The following is an 18,240-nucleotide window of genomic DNA, read 5'->3' as shown; positions in this document are numbered from 1 at the left end:
ACAAATGCAGCAACAAGTGCAGGCCAAGCAGCAACAACCGCTAATAATGCGCAAAGCACAGCAAGTAGCTTGAGTAATCGATATCCAAATGATTTCATTATTAAAAGTGCAGCCACCGCCGCAAGTCAAGCCGCAAGTCAAGGTGTGATTGCATCAAATACAGCCACAAGTGCATCAAACACAGCCGATAAAGCGACAACTATTGCCAGTCAGGCAAAAGTGGTTGCCAGTCAAGCCGCAAGTCAAGCTGATATAGATGCAAAAGTCGCCAGTCAAGCTAATGCCAATGCTGCCTCAGCAGCTCGATTAGGTGACAAAACAAAAGCAGAACAATTTGTTAACGAAGCAAAAGCTGCAAGTCAAAAAGTGGCAGACGAAACAATAAAAGCATCAAGTGCTGCAAGTCAGGCCTCAAATGCTGCATTAGTAGCATCTGAAGCTGCGAAAATTGCAAAACAAGCAAATCAAGCGGCTCAAGTCGCAATGTCAAACGCTAAGAAAGCCGCTTCCGAAGCACAATCACGTGCTGATGAAAACTGGCAGAATGAAAATTCCAATTCAGAAATTGCAAATATTCATAATGAGGCGATAAATGATGCTGAAAAAGGAACGGAACGTAACATTAGTGACATGCCAGTAGGCTATCAACAGATGTATCAGCAAGCTTATAATCAATATATTCAATCTCACCTAAGAACAGTGCCAGTTAACTATATTCAAAATTATGACGTTCGTCTTTGGGACATAGATAATCAAGGTAATATGGAACCGGCAGAATTGGTTAAATCAGGTCGTAATATTAAAATTTCAAACGAAGTTAAATCGGTAAATGGTATTGAATACGTTAAAGTTTATGGAGATTTTGATGGCCAATGGGTCCAAAAACAATATATAGAGCCAGGAAGTTATCAAAAAGTAAATTACGTACCAGGATATGGAATCAAGACGTGGCATTTTGATAACGGGCAAGCAACGATTGATGATGATTATATTGAAGATGGTGATTATATTAAAGTTGTTGGCGATAAGAAAGTGGTGAATGGAGTAGAATATACTCAAATAATAAATCAGGACGAAAATGTATGGGTTGAAAGTAAGTATTTAACTCAACCAAAAGAAAATATAATTAATTACGTTCCAGGTTATGGTGTTCAAAATTGGAAAATCAATGCTGATGGTAAAATGAATGCTATTGGTGATAGTTATACTGAATCAGGAACCTCAATTTCAGTTTTTGATTCTAAAGAAGATGACGGTATTAGTTACAGTCGTATAGGGTCACCAGATAATAATATTTGGGTTCAGACACAATATTTAAAATAGCGATATAATAAGAAAAGCATAACTCAAAAGAGTTATGCTTTTTTATTGATTAATTATTTAAAGTTTAGTATTGTAATGAATAAGAGTTTATTTTAATTTTTTTTTAATAAATAAGAGTAAGGGAGATGATGTAAATGAATTCTAAGTTATCATTTAAGGATACGATGTATATTGGGATGATGCTTTTTGGATTATTTTTTGGTGCTGGAAATATTATTTTTCCAATAGCAATGGGTCAACAAGCAGGGGGTAATGTATGGTTAGCTGTCGTTGGCTTTTTAATCACGTCAGTTGGGTTACCATTACTTGGAATTATTGGTTTGGGTTTATCACAATCGAGCGGTGTTTTCTTTTTAGCAAAAAAAGTGAATAAAACGTATGGCTATATTTTTACAGTGTTGCTGTATTTAGTTATTGGCCCCTTTTTTGCGATTCCAAGACTTGCGACAACATCATTTCAAATTGGGTTTGCTCCTTTTATCAGCGAAGGTCAAATACCACTGTTTTTAGGTATTTTTTCTGTTGTCTTTTTTGGTGCAACTTATTTCTTTGCTACAAGACCAGGAAAAATCATGACTTACGTTGGTAAGTATTTAACGCCTATTTTCTTAATTTTATTAGGAATTATTTTATTGTTTGTATTTTTAAAACCAATGGGGAGTTTAGGGTTCGAAGCTCAAGGTGCATATCAAACCAATGCCGTATTAAAAGGGTTTACTGAAGGATATAACACTATGGATGCTTTAGCATCACTTGCTTTTGGTGTTATTGTTGTTGATTCAATCCGTCGACTAGGTATTAATAAACCTAAAGATTTAGTTCGCGAGATGTCAAAGTCTGGGATTGTGGCATTAATCCTAATGGGTGTAATTTATTTATTATTAGCATTGATGGGAACGTTAAGTTTAAATAAATTTGGTATTGCACCAGATGGTGGTACGGCATTAGCCGAAGTTGCACGTTTTTATATGGGAGATTTTGGTAACATTTTATTAGCTGTTTTGATTTTGATTGCTTGTTTAAAAACAGCAATAGGATTGGTTACTTCGTTTGGAGAAGCAATGAATAAAATGTTCCCAAATATTCCTTATAAAGTTTTTATGACAGTAGCAGCTGTATTACCAGCAATATTTGCAAATGTGGGATTATCAAAAATTGTTGAATATTCTACACCAGTTTTAATGTTCATTTATCCATTAGCAGTAGCTTTGATTTTTATTTCACTGCTTACACCAATTCTAAAACCGACTAAATGGGTTTATGGGATGACAACATTGTTTACGTTGATTCCGGCGATTTTTGATCTTTTGAGTAATGCACCGAAATTTATTAGTGGGACATCATTTGTAAAGGCAATTGTTGATTTTGCTACGAAGTACTTACCTTTATATAACTTAGGATTAGGCTGGGTTGTTCCAGCTCTTATAGGGTTAATTATAGGAATTGTTTTACAAAAACTGAGTGTTTTAGGCTTAAATAAAGAAGAAAAGACTAGCTAAAAGCTAGTCTTTTTTGATGGTTAATATTTTAGTAATTGAAGGATCACGAGTACAATAAAATTAATAATTGATACACTACAGAGGAGTGATTATTTGTATTATTTTCTAAATACTAAAATAGCCATTAATAAGTCTGGAATTGAACATGCACAGATAAAGCGTATGAACTTGTTCAATGAGCACGGAGTAGCTAATAAAATCGTGACCAGATCTTTAGTTCTTAATGCTACTGATATTTTAAAGGCTAGCCGTATACCAGTCTCAAATTATCTAAACATGTATGATTTTTTTAGGGGTGAAACTATTCCTGACAAAACTTATAACATAGATGACTTTGAAATTCCAACAAGCATGGTGATGCACAAAAAAAACAATGAATATTTGCTTGATTATCAGGGGAAAACTATTCAGATTTTGATGACTAAATCTGATGATGATCGACGTGTTGATAATATTAGGCTACTTTCAAAAGATGGTAAATTGGTAAAAACAAGTTGGTATGACACTAGAGGGTTTATTGGAGTAGAAGAATACTTTGATAAAAACAATGAATTGTCTGTCAAGGAGGTATTAGCACCCTCTGGAAAAGTTACTTGTCAAATCTTTTATATGTCAGATAAGCAAGGGAAAGTAAAGCCTAGTTTTTATCAATTACCTAATTATCAAGGCCATGATTTACAATTTAACTCAGAAGAAGATTTAATGACATTCTTTTTAGATGAATTAGCTAAGAAGGATAAAAATGTAGTGTACATTGGCGATCGTGCTACAGAGTATGCCTATAGTTTATTTAGTATGCACGAACGTGCTTTTAAAATCTTAGTTTTACATAGTTCACATGTTGCAGATAATGACAATCCGTTAAAATCTGAACTGAATAATAACTTTTATTATTCATTAAATCATTTAAATTGTTGGCAAACTATTTTGACTTCAACCAAACAACAATTAATAGACTTCAATAATAGATATCACTTAGAATCTAAAACACATACAATTCCAGTAGGAAATATTGAACAAACTGAAAAAGTGCTTTTTGAAAATCGTAGACCATATAGCATTGGATTAATAGCAAGGCTTGCGCCTGAAAAGCAACAATTACAAGCAGTTAAAGCAATTGAAAAAGTTAAAAGTGTGATTCCCCAAGTAAAATTACATTTTTATGGTTATTCAAACGGAGATTATGGGCAAAAAGTAAAAAAAGTGGTTAATGAAAAACATTTAGACAAGACTATTATTTTTGAAAATTACACTGATAGCATTAATGATGTTTATAAGACCATACAGTTGCAACTGCTGACTTCATCTGTTGAAGGATTTGCAATGTCAGTATTGGAGGGATTGTCAAACGGTGTACCTCAAATTTCATACGATATTAAATATGGACCCAAAGACATTATTACAGATGGAGAAGATGGCTACTTAGTTAAGCCTGATGATATAGATGAATTAGCTGAAAAAATCATCAATTATTTCAATGATCTTAATCAAGCAAAAAAGATGAGTGAAAATGCTTATCAAAATAGTCGTCGATATTCAAAAAATTCTGTTTATAATGATTGGAAACCTTTATTTAATCAGGTTGAAAAATTTTACAAAATATCCAGCCAGGAGGTATTACAATGATTTATTTTGTTAACCAGTATTTGTTGGAATTAAATACAAGCATCGAACATACTGAAGTTAAACGCATTAATTTATTTAAACAAATGAAAATCCCAGCTAAAATTGTGACACGAGACTTTAATACGATGATGGCTGAAAATATAAAATCATTGGGATTAGATAATGATCAAGTGCTAAATATGTACGACTATTTTAGAGACACAATCAATATACCCGTTAGGGTAACAAAAAATTGTGATCTTGATATTTCAAAAGAGTATGACATTAATCCAGGAGCCAATATTAGTCGTGTTGTTAAAGGAGCACAGCTCATAATGAATATTCATCATGTTCCAGGTACTTTTGGGCATACTTATTTTATAGAATATTTTGATTACTTAGGTAATTTAGTTAAAAAACGCGATTACGATAGTCGCGGATTTATGGCTCGTGACCAGTTCTTTGCAGCAGATGGGTTATTGATTTATGAACGCCACTACGATAAAAATGGTGATGTTAAAATAGAAAACTATTTTGATGACCAAGCAATTGTGATTAGAACTATTCTATATGATTATAAAGATGAAACATATTACTTTGAAAATGAAATGGAATTAGCCTCATTCTTTTTAGATGAATTGAACCGTCAAAATGACTTAAAAGCCACTTTTATTGGTGATCGTCCTACTATTTCATACGATATGATTATGGGGATGCAAACACGAGGGAAAAACATTCTATATATGCCTAATCCGCATACGATTGATGATAATGATGGTGTCTATGCAGATATGAGTGGATTATATGCCAATGCTATTTATCAACACCCAAATCAATGGAATAGTATTATTGTTGCTACAGCTAAGCAGAAAAATGATTTAACAAAATGGTATGGTGGCAAATCACCTATCCCTATTGAAGTTATTTCGCCATCTGTTCAAGTTGAAAGTGAGCAAGATACAATTTTGGATAAAAATACGGCTCATCAAGAAAATAAAGTCATTTATACAGGTAAATTGGATGCCAAAAATAATGTAGTTGAGTTGGTAGAAGCTTTCGATAAAGTCGTCACGATTTTACCCAATGCCACGCTAGATATTTATGGGTATGGAACAGAATATGATGCTATCAAAACTAAAATTGATGAATTAAAATTATCAAATTCAGTTCGATTATTAGGCTATCATTCTGATTTGACGTCTGCTTATCAATCAGCAGAATTGCTCGTCTATACGGGTAATGTTGATGTTGAACCATTATGTTTAATTGAAGCAATGTCTTACAGTGTACCGTGTGTGGCCTATAATAGTTTATATGGTATTCAAGATATCATTAAAGATGGTGAAAATGGTTTTGTTGTCGATAAACATCGTATTGATGAATTAGCTTCAACTATTATCAAAACATTAGAAAATAAGAAACGATTACATAAGATGAGTCAAAATGCTTATCACACAGCCAAAACTTATGCTCCTGAAAATATGATTCAAAAATGGCAACAAGTACTTAACTAAAAGCATAAAAAAAGAACTTACTAACGTTAGTAAGTTCTTTTTTGTGTTTAGATTATTTAATTTCATCAACTGATAATCCGAGAGCTGTGGCAACACTTTCACCATATTCTGGATCAGCTTGATAGAATTGTTTGGCTTCTAAAACTTTAATGTCGCGTGATTTTACTTGACCAAGGTTGTTCTTGATATTTTCAACCAAGCGTTCTTTTTCGCCTTCATCAAATAGACGATATAATTCACCAGCAGCAGAAACGTTATCGGTGTCATAAGGTTTGAAATGTCCTGTTTCACCAGCTAATTGATCGGGTGTAGTTTTTGCAGAAGGGACTTCTGTTGGGCCATTAACACTATTAGGTTCATAGTTTGCAGAACCATCATGGCCCTGTGACATAAAGCCATCACGGTGATAGTTATTGACTTCATTAACTGGACGGTTAACTTTTAATTGATCATAGTTAGCACCCAAACGGTAACGAGCTGCATCTTTATAACCGAATAAACGACCTTGTAAGACTTTATCAGCTGAAGGTTCGATACCGGGAACCAAGTTAGCAGGTGAAAATGCTAATTCTTCCATTTCTTCAAAGTAATTTTCAGGATTTTCATTTAAAACCATTTGACCGACTTCCATTAATGGATAGTCTTTTTGAGAAACAACTTTTGTGACATCAAAAATATCATGTTTATAGTTAAGTCCTTCTTCATAAGGAATAACTTGAACGTAAAGTGTCCACGAAGGGAAGTCTTTTTCTTCAATAGAATTAAAGAGTTCGTTTTGAAGATAATCAGGGTCGTCGCCACAAAGTTTAGCGGCTAATTCGTTAGACATATTGTGAACACCTTGGTTAGTTCTAAAGTGATATTTTACAAAGAATTGTTCACCTTTATCATTAACCCATTTGAAAGTATGGCTACCATAACCATGCATCGTACGATAACTTGCAGGAATCCCACGGTCACTCATCAAGATAGTGACTTGATGAAGGGTTTCTGGTGAATGTGACCAGAAGTCCCATTGCATATCTTGACTTCTAGTATGTGTTTTTGGATCACGCTTTTGTGAATGAATAAAGTCAGGGAATTTCAAAGGATCATTGATGAAGAACACAGGTGTGTTGTTACCAACAATATCGTAGTTACCATCTTGTGTATAAAATTTAACCGCAAATCCACGAACATCACGATATGTATCTGGGTAACCACTTTCGCCGGCTACTTGAGAAAAACGTGTAATTAAAGGTGTTTTTTTGCCTTTACCATTGAATAAGTCGGCTTTAGTATAAGCACTCATATCATGTGTCAATTCAAAGTAACCTTTAGCACCTGAACCTTTAGCATGAACGACACGTTCGGGGATGCGTTCACGATTAAAGTGAGCTAATTTTTCAAGTAATTGATAATCTTGAATAAGAACTGGGCCACGTTGACCAGCAGTTTGTGAATGTTGATTATCTGACCAAGGTTGGCCTTCACTAGTTGTTAAATCTTTTGACATAATCATTACCTTCTTTCAAGATTATTGTAGGGCTAAATTTTAAAATGTTCAATTATTTGCTCTGACTCGTTATAATAGTAGAAACTAATTTAAAAGGAGTCGATCGATTTGGAAAATTGGCAAAAAGAGTGGGCTCAAAACAAGTATTTTCTGATGTCACGCTCTCAAAAATTTTATAACGAAGTCAGACAATTGACTAAAGGGAATAATTGGACTGACGATAAAAAGCAACGCTATGAAGAAATTATTGAAGAAGCAAAAACAGCGCCATTAGATTGTGGCAATATGATGAATGCTTATCAACATGTATGGGGATATTTCAAAAACATCGCCACTGAAGCTGAAAAGGAACAGTTTAGACAACTACAAGCTGACTTTGCGATTGATCATGATGAATTAGGTCCTTTTCTAGCAGAAATGACAAAAAAATACAACGTTAACTACTTACTGGAGTCAACGTTGTTACAGTCGTACTTTAAATAAATTGTTGAAGCAGGCGATAGACACTAGGTTGGTAGATAGACCCAAACTCACTTAAGTGAAACATCATGTAGTAGAGTTTGTAGTAAATTAGTCTATCTTGATAACCATCATCAAGCGGATAAGTGTCTTGATAGCCTTGAATAAAATTCTGGTCAAAACCACCAAATACTTGTGTAATGGCAATATCAAATTCACGGTCACCATAGTAGACAGCAGGATCGATGAAAACAGGGTGCTGGTCCAAGTCAAACATAATGTTGCCACCCCAAAGGTCGCCATGCAACAGGCTGGGGATGCTTTGGTGATTAGCTAAGTCATGTTGAAAATGTTGGAGCATGTTTTGATAAAGATGTTCTAACTCAACCGACCAATCGTGATTGTGAATAATGAGCTTTCGTAGAGGTTCAAACCGTTGATTAACGAAAAAATCATACCAATTATCTTGCCAGCTGTTATCACCAGTGAAATTACCTAATTCAAAGTTACTGGCGAACCCAAACTGCTGATTAGGACTAATTGACTGGTGAATTTTGGCTAGAGCTTGTCCTAGTTCGTACTGATTACCGTAAGGAAGGTGGTCAATGTATTCTAGTAATAGGTAGGCGGCTTGATTATTGTCACCGAATTCTAAGACTTGTGGCGTTTTAGCAAATTCTCCCAAAGTATTCAAACCGGCTACTTCATGACTGAAAAATTCTCGCGTAGTATTTTTCTGAACGAGTAAGAAGTAAGAATGGCTGCGTGTATAAATATGAAAAGATTGATTGATATCTCCGCCTGTTACCGCTGAATACTTTTCAATGGGTTCAGGCAATCTTAATTTCTTGATAATATCGTCTATAAGTGCTGACATTAAATCACCTCATTAATAAGTTTCCTTCTATACTAATACAATAAGTGGCTGGTTTTCAATAGATTCAAAAAGTATGAGTTTCTGAGTTTTTTTAGTTGTATCTTTTACGTAACCGTTGTATTATAAAGTCGAACAAAAGATTAGCACTTAAAACAAATGAGTGCTAAAAACTTGTTACATAGATTATAAGGAGTGTTAGATATGGCTAACTATAGTAATGGTTTTAGTGATTTTGATGCGTTATTTGATTCTTTGAATAGAGATTTCTTCTCAAACTCAGGCACTTTCTCTACCCGTCGAGATATCCCCATCCACTCCAATCAAGATGGTTTAAATCAACAAACACAAGTTCAAAACCCACAACAACAAGAACAACCAATCGGTGTTGATTTGGTTAAACAAGCAAAGGAAAACAAATACGATCCAGTTATTGGACGTGACTCAGAAGTTGAAAATGTAATTGAAATTTTGAGTCGTCGTAACAAGAATAATCCTGTTTTAGTCGGACCAGCTGGTGTAGGTAAGACAGCGATTGTTGAAGGACTAGCTCAACGTATTGCAGAAGGTAATGTGCCAGAACGTCTAAAAGATGCTCACATTATTGAATTGAATATCAATGAATTGGTTGCAGGCTCTTCTCTACGTGGTGCCTTTGAAGAAAAATTACAAAAAATTATTGATGAAGCTTCAAAGAATCCAAATATTATCCTATTCATCGATGAAATTCATAATATTGTCGGTGCTGGTAGTGTTGATAGCGAAAACAACAATGGAGATGCTGCTAACATTTTGAAACCCGCACTTGCTCGTGGTGACTTGAGTTTAATCGGTGCCACAACAACCAGTGAATTCCAACGTATTGAAAAAGATCCTGCATTAGCTCGTCGTTTGCAAGAAGTTAAAGTTGGTGAACCTTCAGTTGAAGACGCAATCCAAATTCTTGAAGGCTTAGCTCCTAAATATGAAAGTTATCACCATGTTAAATATGATGAAGAAGCAATCAAATTAGCGGTTACATTATCAAAACGTTATATTCAAGGGCGTTACTTACCAGATAAAGCGATTGACTTACTTGATGAAGCAGGTGCTAAAAAAGGCTTGTACCAAGCACCAAAAGATGAAACTCAATTGCGTGAACACATTGTGAAATTAGAACATGAAAAAGAAACTGCAGTTCAAGCAGAAAACTTCAAAAAAGCCCAAAACTTAAAGGGTGAAATTGAGAAAGCTCATAAACAATTGCAAAATGTTGATGATACCGAATTGCCAAGTGTTACCGCAAAAGATATGTATCAACTAATTGAACAAAAGACAAAAATTTCAATGAGTGAAATTCATGCAGATGAAAGTCAAAAATCTGAAGATTTGGTTAAACACTTAAAAGATGTTGTGATTGACCAAGATGAAGCTATTGATACGATTACCGATGCGATTGCTCGTAAGAAAGTATTCAAAGATGAAAATCGTCCAACTGGGTCATTCTTATTCGCTGGTCCTACCGGTGTTGGTAAAACTGAACTAGCCAAACAATTAGCTAAAAGCATGTTTGGTTCAGATGACCACTTCATTCGTCTAGATATGAGTGAATATCAAGATAAAACATCTGTTAACAAATTAATTGGTTCTGCTCCTGGTTACATTGGTTACCAAGAAGGCGGTCAATTGACTGAACAAGTTCGTCACCAACCTTACAGCTTGATTTTGATGGATGAAATTGAAAAAGCAAATCCAGATATCTTTAACGCTTTGTTACAAATTATGGATGATGGTCGCCTAACAGATGCACAAGGACGTACCGTATCCTTTAAAGATACCATCTTGATTATGACTTCTAATGCAGGTTACTCAGATAACTTGATTAAAGATAAAGGGGACTTGATGAAGGCCCTAGAAGTTTACTTCCGTCCTGAATTCTTAAATCGTTTGGATGCCATTGTGCCATTTAACTCATTGAAACAAAAAGATTTAATTAAAATTGTGGATCTTTACTTAGACCACATGGCTAATAGTCTTGAAAAACGCCACGTTAAAATGACGGTTTCAGATGAGGCTAAACACTATTTAGTTGAAAAAGGTTATGATGAAAAATTCGGTGCTCGTCCGTTGCGTCGTGTTGTTGAACAAGATTTACAAACCCCTGCTGCTAAAGCAATTTTAGCTGACTCTGATTTGAAAGAAATTAGCTTTACGGTTAAAGATAACTTCTTGATGATGAATGATGAAAAAATTGCAGAATTACCAAAGCAAGAAAAAGAAGAAGTTAAAGTCGAAGAATCAACCCCTGAAACAAAAGAAGAATCAAACGAAAATCACGAATAAGATAATTAATTAAAGACACCTTTCATATGAAGGGTGTCTTTTTTAGTTGTTAGTGATTGACTTATAGAAGAAAAAAAACGATAATCGAGTTAAAATAGTTAATTTTATGGGAGTGACGCAGATGAATAAACAAACAAAAAATTATAAAAAACTAGTGGGGGTTGCTTCAGTAGCACTATGTAGTGTGGCTTTGGCAACTGGTTTTTTAACACATACGGGGATGAATACAGGACAAACTGTTTTGGCTGACGTTCAAAATGATCAAGCAAAGACTGTTACGATCTCAGGAGATACACAAGATAAGACAGCAGCACAACAATTGTATGATGCCTTAAATGATGCAAGTGTAACTCAGATTAATATTGAAACGGATATTAGTTTACCATCTTCGATGTCGGGAAAGGTAGTCAATAGAGATGGCTTAAATACAAATATTGATGGAAATCAGACCCAGAGACAAAACAGAAATATTACTATAAATGCCAACAATAAAACTATTGACTTTGGATCATGGAATTTTGACTACAATGGAGATAACAGCAGTATTAATGTTAGTAATGCTAATTTAGAAGGAACAAATTTTTATGGACCTTTTAGCTTATCAAATTCAGGTAATATCACTTATACAAATGTAACCTACAATGGTTCGCAGTTTGTTTATGCACCAAATGGAACAGTTAAGTTTGCTGGGATGGTAAACGTTAATTCAGGTAATCAATATGAAGATGGTGTAAATGTTTATACAGACCAAGAGAATATACAAGCTAAAAATATTGAATTTCTTGAAGGAAGTCAGTATACAGGAACTGGAAATGTTGTATTATTCAATTTAAGTAGCGGTAAGATAACTTTAGATGAAAACGCAAAAGTTAGTTTGATTCCTAATGAAGGAAATGCTAATCAACCTATTATTGGTGTACTAGATGATAACAATGGTGGGATTTTGTTGAAGTCTAGTTCAAATTTAACTATTAAACCTTTAAGTCAAGTTAATGTTAGCTATCCAGTGACAATGACTGGAGCAACATTGAATATTCAATCTCCGAACAATACAACTGCAACACCATTGTTAAGCTTATCTAAGACTATCACTATGAATAATAGTAGTGCTATAAATGTCACAGGTAATACTAATCAAAACGGGACTTTAGTTAATGGGTTAAGTGCTGCTAATCTAATATTTAACGATAGTAATTCAACTATTAATGTTCAAACTAATAAAACCGATAATAATAATCCGTTAGCTACCTCCTTAGATGGCTTTAAAAATAATGAGTATTCTTGGGAAATGAAAGACGGCTCTGGTAATAATTTGACTACTGATTTTACCAAATATGATGCTAACCAATATAAGAGTTTGAAAATTAGTAAATCTGCCAAATCAATAGGTATTGATGATAGCAGTATTCAATTATCTAAAAATAATGATAATAAGGTTAATATTTCTTATACACCAAGTCTTAATAATGTAGCTGAGCAAGATACTGTTAAGTATGATTTGAGCATTAAAAATGGTGAAACAGATAAAACTCCATCTCCTAAACCAGAGATAACAGGTAGAACAAGCAGTTTTAATGGTTTAGGCTATTCTACCCCTGCTGCTGGAGATGTTATAACAGTAACTTCTTATCTAAACAATAAGGAATCAGGTCAAGCAACTAAAACTTTAAATCAAAAGGATATTGATAATCTAACTGATTCAGGTACAACAAATCCACAATCACAACCAGAACCACAACTAGAAACAAACACCGCATCACTTCAATCAGGATTAGTTAATTATGTTAAGGGCTACGGTGTGCTTTTATGGCAATTAACAGCCAATGGACTAGAACCAACGACACAATATCAACCTGCTAATAGCTATGTGCCTTATTATGGTGACTACCAAATTGTTGACGGAATTAAGTATTTGCATATTGCTAACCAAAATACTTGGATTCAAGCTCAATACTTACAAGATCCGACACAATTACCAGAAATCCCAATGAATAATACAGCTGTAGCTGGCAATGTACCTTATGGTATTTACTTACGTGATGGTTCAGGTAATATGACAGAACAAATTATTGAACCAGGTACTTCATGGCAAGTATTTGCTAAGAAAACATTCCATGGACACACTTACTACCGTTTAGGTAATGACCAACAATGGTTAGAAGATACTTATATTCAATCAATGAACTAATTAAAAAACGATAGCCTTGATAGGTTATCGTTTTTTATTTGTCTTATTGACAGGTACTCAAAAGGCTAGGATAATTGTTGGGTAATAATTGATTAAGGAGATTAAATTATGCATCACAATTGTCGAAAACTTTTAGGATTAATTGCATCGATTTTACTAGCAGTAAGTGCTGCTGGGTTATTTACATCAGCAGTAGAAGCAAATGATGATCAGCAATCAACGACATCTATTGAACCGCAGCTACAATCGTCAACTGTTCATTATTTTAATGGTTATGGGGCTCGTATTTGGGAATTAACCGCAGCAGGTATGGTACCCTCTGATAAGGTACAGTTAAATAATTACTATATCCCTTACTATGGTGATTACCAAATGATTGATGGGATTAAGTACTTACATTTAGCCAACCCTTATCAAAACTACTGGGTTCAAGCACAGTATTTGCAAAATCCAGCTAATATTGCAGAAACATCTGCACATGGTAAAGTGTTAGCTGGCAACGTTCCTTATGGAATCTTTTTGCGAGATAGCCTTGGTAATATGACTGAGCAGATTATTGATCCAGGTACTACTTGGCGAGTATTTGCGACTAAAACTTTCTTTGGTCGTACCTACTATAAACTAGGAACAGATCAACAATGGCTAGAAGATACTTATGTTAAATTATATAACTAAAAAACGTCTAACAATTTGTTAGACGTTTTTTTGTGTGCGTTGATTGAAACGATCAATAATCTTTTCAACGAAAAATTCTGTAATATTTAAGTTTTTAAGGATAGGACCGTGTGCATAAGTTCCCATAGTGTTCTTGTATAAAAGACCTTCGTTACCATCTTCAGGATTATTACCGTAACCTTCACTCATTTTACCGAGTGGTTTGAGGTTTTCATCATCAAAATAAGTACATCCAGAGTGATTCTCAAAAGCGATAGCTTCGCCAAATGGTGTCTCAAACTTTGTATCCCCAATCATGCGGGCTTCAGGACGAAAGACCGTGTGAAAAGGAAGAATGCCTAAACATTTGATGGTTTTGCCATTAACCATTTGATAGTGTGTACCTAAAAATTGATAACCACCGCAAACGCCAAGCATCGGGTTAGCTTGTTCAACCCACTCTTTGATGGGTTCATAGAAACGGTGGATATCTTTAGCCACAACGGTTTGTTCAAAGTCTTGGCCACCACCAAAGAACAAGAAGTCATATTGAGTGGTATCAAGTTCTGGAGTATCCAGTGAAATGTTATCAACAACAACGTCATAGCCTTTTTGGTTTAAGTAATAACGTAAGATTTTGACATCACCACTGTCACCGTAAGTATTCATCAAGTCTTCATACAAGTAAGCAATTTTGATAGTTGGGGTCAAGTTAATCCTCTCCTAATGGTTATTAATTTAAACGATCCATTGCAGCCCAATGATTAATTGGACCGTATTGATGACCAACCTGAATTTCATGAGCAATCGCATCATGAGTGAAGTTAACAGATTTAGTAATGGCTTCTTTGACACTGTCACCTAATGCCAAGTGACTAGTGATTGCTGCAGCAAGTGTATCACCTGTTCCGTTAATACGGTTAGTATCTAAGTAGTCATGTTCTAGCCAGAAAATATCACCATTTTCAAGTGAAACTAAATCTCTAACTTGTTCAGGGCCATCTTCTTTATGATGTTTACCCTTAATAATAACATTTTTAGCCCCTAACTCGTGTAAGTATTTGGCAGCTTGATGGATTTCTTTATCATTTTTTAATTCTAGGTTAGTTAAAGTACGAGCTTCAAAATAATTAGGTGTAATCACTTCAGCTAGTGGGATTAAGTTTTCTTTGAAGAAATCAATCGCATCATCATCAATTAATTTGTTACCGTGTTTTGTCACAATAACAGGATCAACAACTAATGGGCCAAAGTTAACTTCTTGATATTTTTCAACGACCACTTTAATCATTTCTTTGCTTGAAAGCATACCCGTCTTACTTGCACGGATATCAAAGTCCTTAGCTAAAGTATCAAATTGTTGAGCAATAAAAGAAAGTGGCATCATTGTGGCATCTTCGATTTGATAAGAGTTCCCAGCAACGGCTGCAGTCAAAATCCCCATACCATAAACTTTGTGTGCAAAAAACGTGTGTAAATCAGCAGGAAGACCTGCACTACCATCGCTATCAAAGCCAGCGATGCTTAAAACCTGTGGATAGTCGTTAATCATGTTAAAAAGCTCCTTTTTAATATTATATTAATATGATATTCATTTTTTATTGTAGAAATCAAGTGTTTAAAAAAATATAAATTTAAGACATCATAATTGATTATTTTCTACTATTCATAGTAATATGTAAAGGCATATAAGAGTATTTATTGTCTTAAATCTAGGAGGTTTATTATAAATGTATAATAAAAATCAATTAAAAAAAACACAAGAAAAAAAAGTATTAAAAAAAAGAAAGAAACAATGGGTTGTTGTATCTGCAGCAACTTTTTTATTATTGGGTACTTCTATACCTAATTTTACAGGTCAATCATATACAGTAAGCGCCAATGATGAAGGTCAAGAACAAGGAGAAAATGCAGGTTCAACTGACTCTCTTCAAGATAGCAGTACAACTAGTGATCCTGTTAGTGATGCTTTAGCTGATGTTCAGGCACTCAAGGATAACCAAATGTCGGGAAAAACACCGAGTGATAGCTTAAATCAAAGCTATATTGACTCTTATAATTTAACTTACAAAGGGTTCGTCGACGGAACTAACGATGGAACGGGTACTGATAATATTATTGATGATGACGTTCAATCATCTTCGCAAACTTATCAAGATGCCTATGCTCAAGGAAAAACCTATTTTTCGAATACTCAAAATAGGTTAATTAGAACAGCTACCCAGTTAAGAAATGCTTATTTAGCAAGTAATACTAGACAGATTAAAATCATGAATAACATTAGTTTGTGGCAGTTGAGAGAAACTGCTGGATTTTCATCTACAGTCTTTGAAGGAAAAACACTGACTTATTCTCCTCAATCAGAACAAATTGTTTATTTTAACAATACAAATTTAACTGTGGATGGTCGTAATAAGGTTGTTGATTATTCAAACTATGCGTTTGCTAATAATTCTGTTGGTGATCTTACTATGAAAGATATTACTATGTTTGGTGGTAACTTTTATGGTCCAACAAAGAATCAAGGGAATGGGACTTTAACTTACGATAATATTACTTATACTGGTCCACAATTAATTAGTGCGACAGGAACACAGGTTTTTGTGAAAAATCAAGTGACTGTTAATGGTGGTCAAAATTACAGACCTAGACAAGACACAGGAATCAATGATCCCAAAGCTCCTGACTATGTAGCTGGTGAGGCAAACTATAATGCTACCTTGCCTTATGCTGGTGGAAATCAAGAGAATATGGAAGTGTCATCATTAACGTTCCTACCTGGTAGTCATTATACCGGTTCCACATTTAATTCTACTGCACTATATATTAATAGTGGAGGTAATGTTGAAGTTGGTGAAGGAGCAACAGTTGATTTAAGACCAATGGGAGATGGTACTTGGGGTGCAGCTAGCTCTCCTACATCCAGCATGGGGTACGGTATTTATATTCCAAATGGAAACGTAAATATTCGAAAAAATGCTACTTTTAAAGTTTCACCTAAGGTTAATACTGTCATGAGAGATAAGCGAGGAGGTTTTAACAATTTAGGTGGTGCCTTTTATCTGAATAGTGGTAATGTTACTATCGATGAAAATGCAACCTTAGACGTTGTATTAGATGGCCCGATGTCCCAAAATAACACTGCTTCTGCAGGTGTTTATATTGGTGGTACTGTTAATGTAAACAGTGGGACTTTCAACGTTACCGGTAAGAATTTAGGAACCAGTAACAACACACTTATCAATCTGACTGGTCGATTAAATGTTAAAGAATTATCTTCTATGAATGTTTCAGCATCGGGCGGAACGGGAAGTATCACATTACTAATGGGTAATGGTATGAGTATTGATTCACCCGGTAAACAAGGTATTAACTTTGATACAAGAGGTATGAATTCTCAGACAACAAAGCTATTTTCAGGTGGTGATTTAACATCATCTAATGTTAACGTTAACATTGATGGTGTTTATAAACCCTACGCATCTATTACGCTACCTATGAATGGTGGTCAAGCTAAAGGGACTAATATGGATGGTCAAAATCAAGTAGCATTTAATTACTCTACAACTTCTGGATCACCTACAAAATATGTGCAGTTTCTAGCTGTTCCTACTCTGAAATTTAATCCAGCTTTTAATATTGGAATAGATAGTGATGGTAATTACACTTTAAATGGTTCCGTACAAACAGGTGCTTCAGATGAATTATATAATAATTCTAAAAATTATATTTACATTAAAGGATTAGATCAAAACAACAATCCAGTTTTCAACCCCACTTATTCCAATGAAGAAAATAAGAATGATCAGTCTACCTATAATTTACGTTTGAAGAATAATCCGGCATATACTGATGGTTCTCCCATTCCATTTGCTATCACATTACCCGCTGGATTTGATTTGAATAAACTTAACAACTATAAACTACAAGGTAAATATGTAGTTGGTGATGCTAATATCAACGTTTCAGTGACACAAGATCAAATAAATAATGCGATTTCACAAAAGAATAGAGCTGAAGTAGATCGAGGTGTACAAGCATTCTTGAATAATCGTACTGATAATAGTTATAACCCAAGTTCAGATTCACGATATGTGGACGGATCAAACTTTAAATTAGGGTATGATGCAGCAAAATCTGGATTCAATAATCCAAGTTCAAAAACAACAGAGTACAACAATGGGACCGCTGATTATAAGTATGCTTATGATAAAGGACAGGCTGCTGCGTCTGAGTTGAATCAGCAAAGAACAGCAGCAAACAAAGCAATTGAAGACGAAGCAAACAAAGTAAAAGGTGACATTGAA

At 34.5% G+C, this 18,240-nt stretch carries 12 protein-coding genes and 1 pseudogene; 9 read left to right on the top strand and 4 right to left on the bottom strand.

What is annotated here, in order from left to right; translation table 11 throughout:
- The 4 genes and pseudogenes from FC86_RS06585 to FC86_RS00050 all read left to right on the top strand — a co-directional run.
- Positions 1 to 1,323, top strand: a pseudogene (locus FC86_RS06585) (hypothetical protein); the annotation flags it as partial.
- A gap of 134 nt (positions 1,324 to 1,457) precedes the next feature.
- Positions 1,458 to 2,822 (top strand): branched-chain amino acid transport system II carrier protein, encoded by a 1,365-nt coding sequence (gene brnQ / locus FC86_RS00060; protein ID WP_056973996.1) that lies wholly within the window; start codon positions 1,458 to 1,460, stop codon positions 2,820 to 2,822.
- 93 nt (positions 2,823 to 2,915) lie between these two features.
- Positions 2,916 to 4,448, top strand: coding sequence for a glycosyltransferase (locus tag FC86_RS00055; protein WP_056973995.1), 1,533 nt, complete (start codon positions 2,916 to 2,918; stop codon positions 4,446 to 4,448).
- Entirely contained in the window at positions 4,445 to 5,941 is a 1,497-nt protein-coding gene (locus FC86_RS00050; RefSeq protein WP_056973994.1) for a glycosyltransferase, read from the top strand. The genes FC86_RS00055 and FC86_RS00050 overlap by 4 nt, the downstream gene beginning before the upstream one ends.
- A 52-nt stretch (positions 5,942 to 5,993) precedes the next feature.
- Here the strand turns inward: FC86_RS00050 and FC86_RS00045 are convergent, their stop codons facing one another.
- A complete protein-coding gene (locus FC86_RS00045) occupies positions 5,994 to 7,436 on the bottom strand; it encodes a catalase (RefSeq protein WP_056973993.1) in 1,443 nt (480 codons plus the stop codon).
- A 108-nt stretch (positions 7,437 to 7,544) separates the two neighbouring features.
- On the opposite strand from FC86_RS00045, the gene FC86_RS00040 reads away from it, so the two are divergent.
- The gene (locus FC86_RS00040) at positions 7,545 to 7,919 is read left to right on the top strand and encodes a YbgA family protein (protein ID WP_056973992.1); all 375 of its coding nucleotides are present in this window, start codon (positions 7,545 to 7,547) and stop codon (positions 7,917 to 7,919) included.
- On the opposite strand, the gene FC86_RS00035 is transcribed toward FC86_RS00040, so the two are convergent.
- Entirely contained in the window at positions 7,912 to 8,772 is an 861-nt protein-coding gene (locus tag FC86_RS00035; protein ID WP_056973991.1) for a fructosamine kinase family protein, read from the bottom strand. The two genes, FC86_RS00040 and FC86_RS00035, sit on opposite strands and share 8 nt — an antisense overlap.
- 201 nt (positions 8,773 to 8,973) lie before the next feature.
- Here FC86_RS00035 and FC86_RS00030 point away from each other — a divergent pair, with 201 nt between their 5' ends.
- The 3 genes from FC86_RS00030 to FC86_RS00020 all read left to right on the top strand — a co-directional run bounded on the left by FC86_RS00030 (position 8,974) and on the right by FC86_RS00020 (position 13,954).
- Positions 8,974 to 11,091, top strand: coding sequence for an ATP-dependent Clp protease ATP-binding subunit (locus FC86_RS00030; protein WP_056973990.1), 2,118 nt, complete (start codon positions 8,974 to 8,976; stop codon positions 11,089 to 11,091).
- Positions 11,092 to 11,212: 121 nt separating this feature from the next.
- A complete protein-coding gene (locus tag FC86_RS00025) occupies positions 11,213 to 13,279 on the top strand; it encodes a pectate lyase-like adhesive domain-containing protein (RefSeq protein ID WP_056973989.1) in 2,067 nt (688 codons plus the stop codon).
- A gap of 108 nt (positions 13,280 to 13,387) precedes the next feature.
- Positions 13,388 to 13,954 (top strand): hypothetical protein, encoded by a 567-nt coding sequence (locus tag FC86_RS00020; RefSeq protein ID WP_056973988.1) that lies wholly within the window; start codon positions 13,388 to 13,390, stop codon positions 13,952 to 13,954.
- An 18-nt stretch (positions 13,955 to 13,972) separates the two neighbouring features.
- Here FC86_RS00020 and FC86_RS00015 read toward each other — a convergent pair whose 3' ends face one another.
- Complete coding sequence (locus tag FC86_RS00015; RefSeq protein WP_082618792.1) at positions 13,973 to 14,644, bottom strand: type 1 glutamine amidotransferase; 672 nt, start codon at positions 14,642 to 14,644, stop codon at positions 13,973 to 13,975.
- A 22-nt stretch (positions 14,645 to 14,666) separates the two neighbouring features.
- Positions 14,667 to 15,485, bottom strand: coding sequence for a bifunctional hydroxymethylpyrimidine kinase/phosphomethylpyrimidine kinase (thiD, locus tag FC86_RS00010; RefSeq protein ID WP_056973987.1), 819 nt, complete (start codon positions 15,483 to 15,485; stop codon positions 14,667 to 14,669).
- Between the two features lie 178 nt (positions 15,486 to 15,663).
- Here thiD and FC86_RS00005 point away from each other — a divergent pair.
- Positions 15,664 to 18,240: pectate lyase-like adhesive domain-containing protein (locus FC86_RS00005; protein WP_082618791.1), on the top strand; the 2,577-nt coding region annotated here is incomplete at its 3' end.

The organism is Holzapfeliella floricola DSM 23037 = JCM 16512, assembly GCF_001436605.1.
GTDB lineage: Bacteria > Bacillota > Bacilli > Lactobacillales > Lactobacillaceae > Holzapfeliella > Holzapfeliella floricola.
This window is presented reverse-complemented; position numbering and strand designations above follow the sequence as displayed.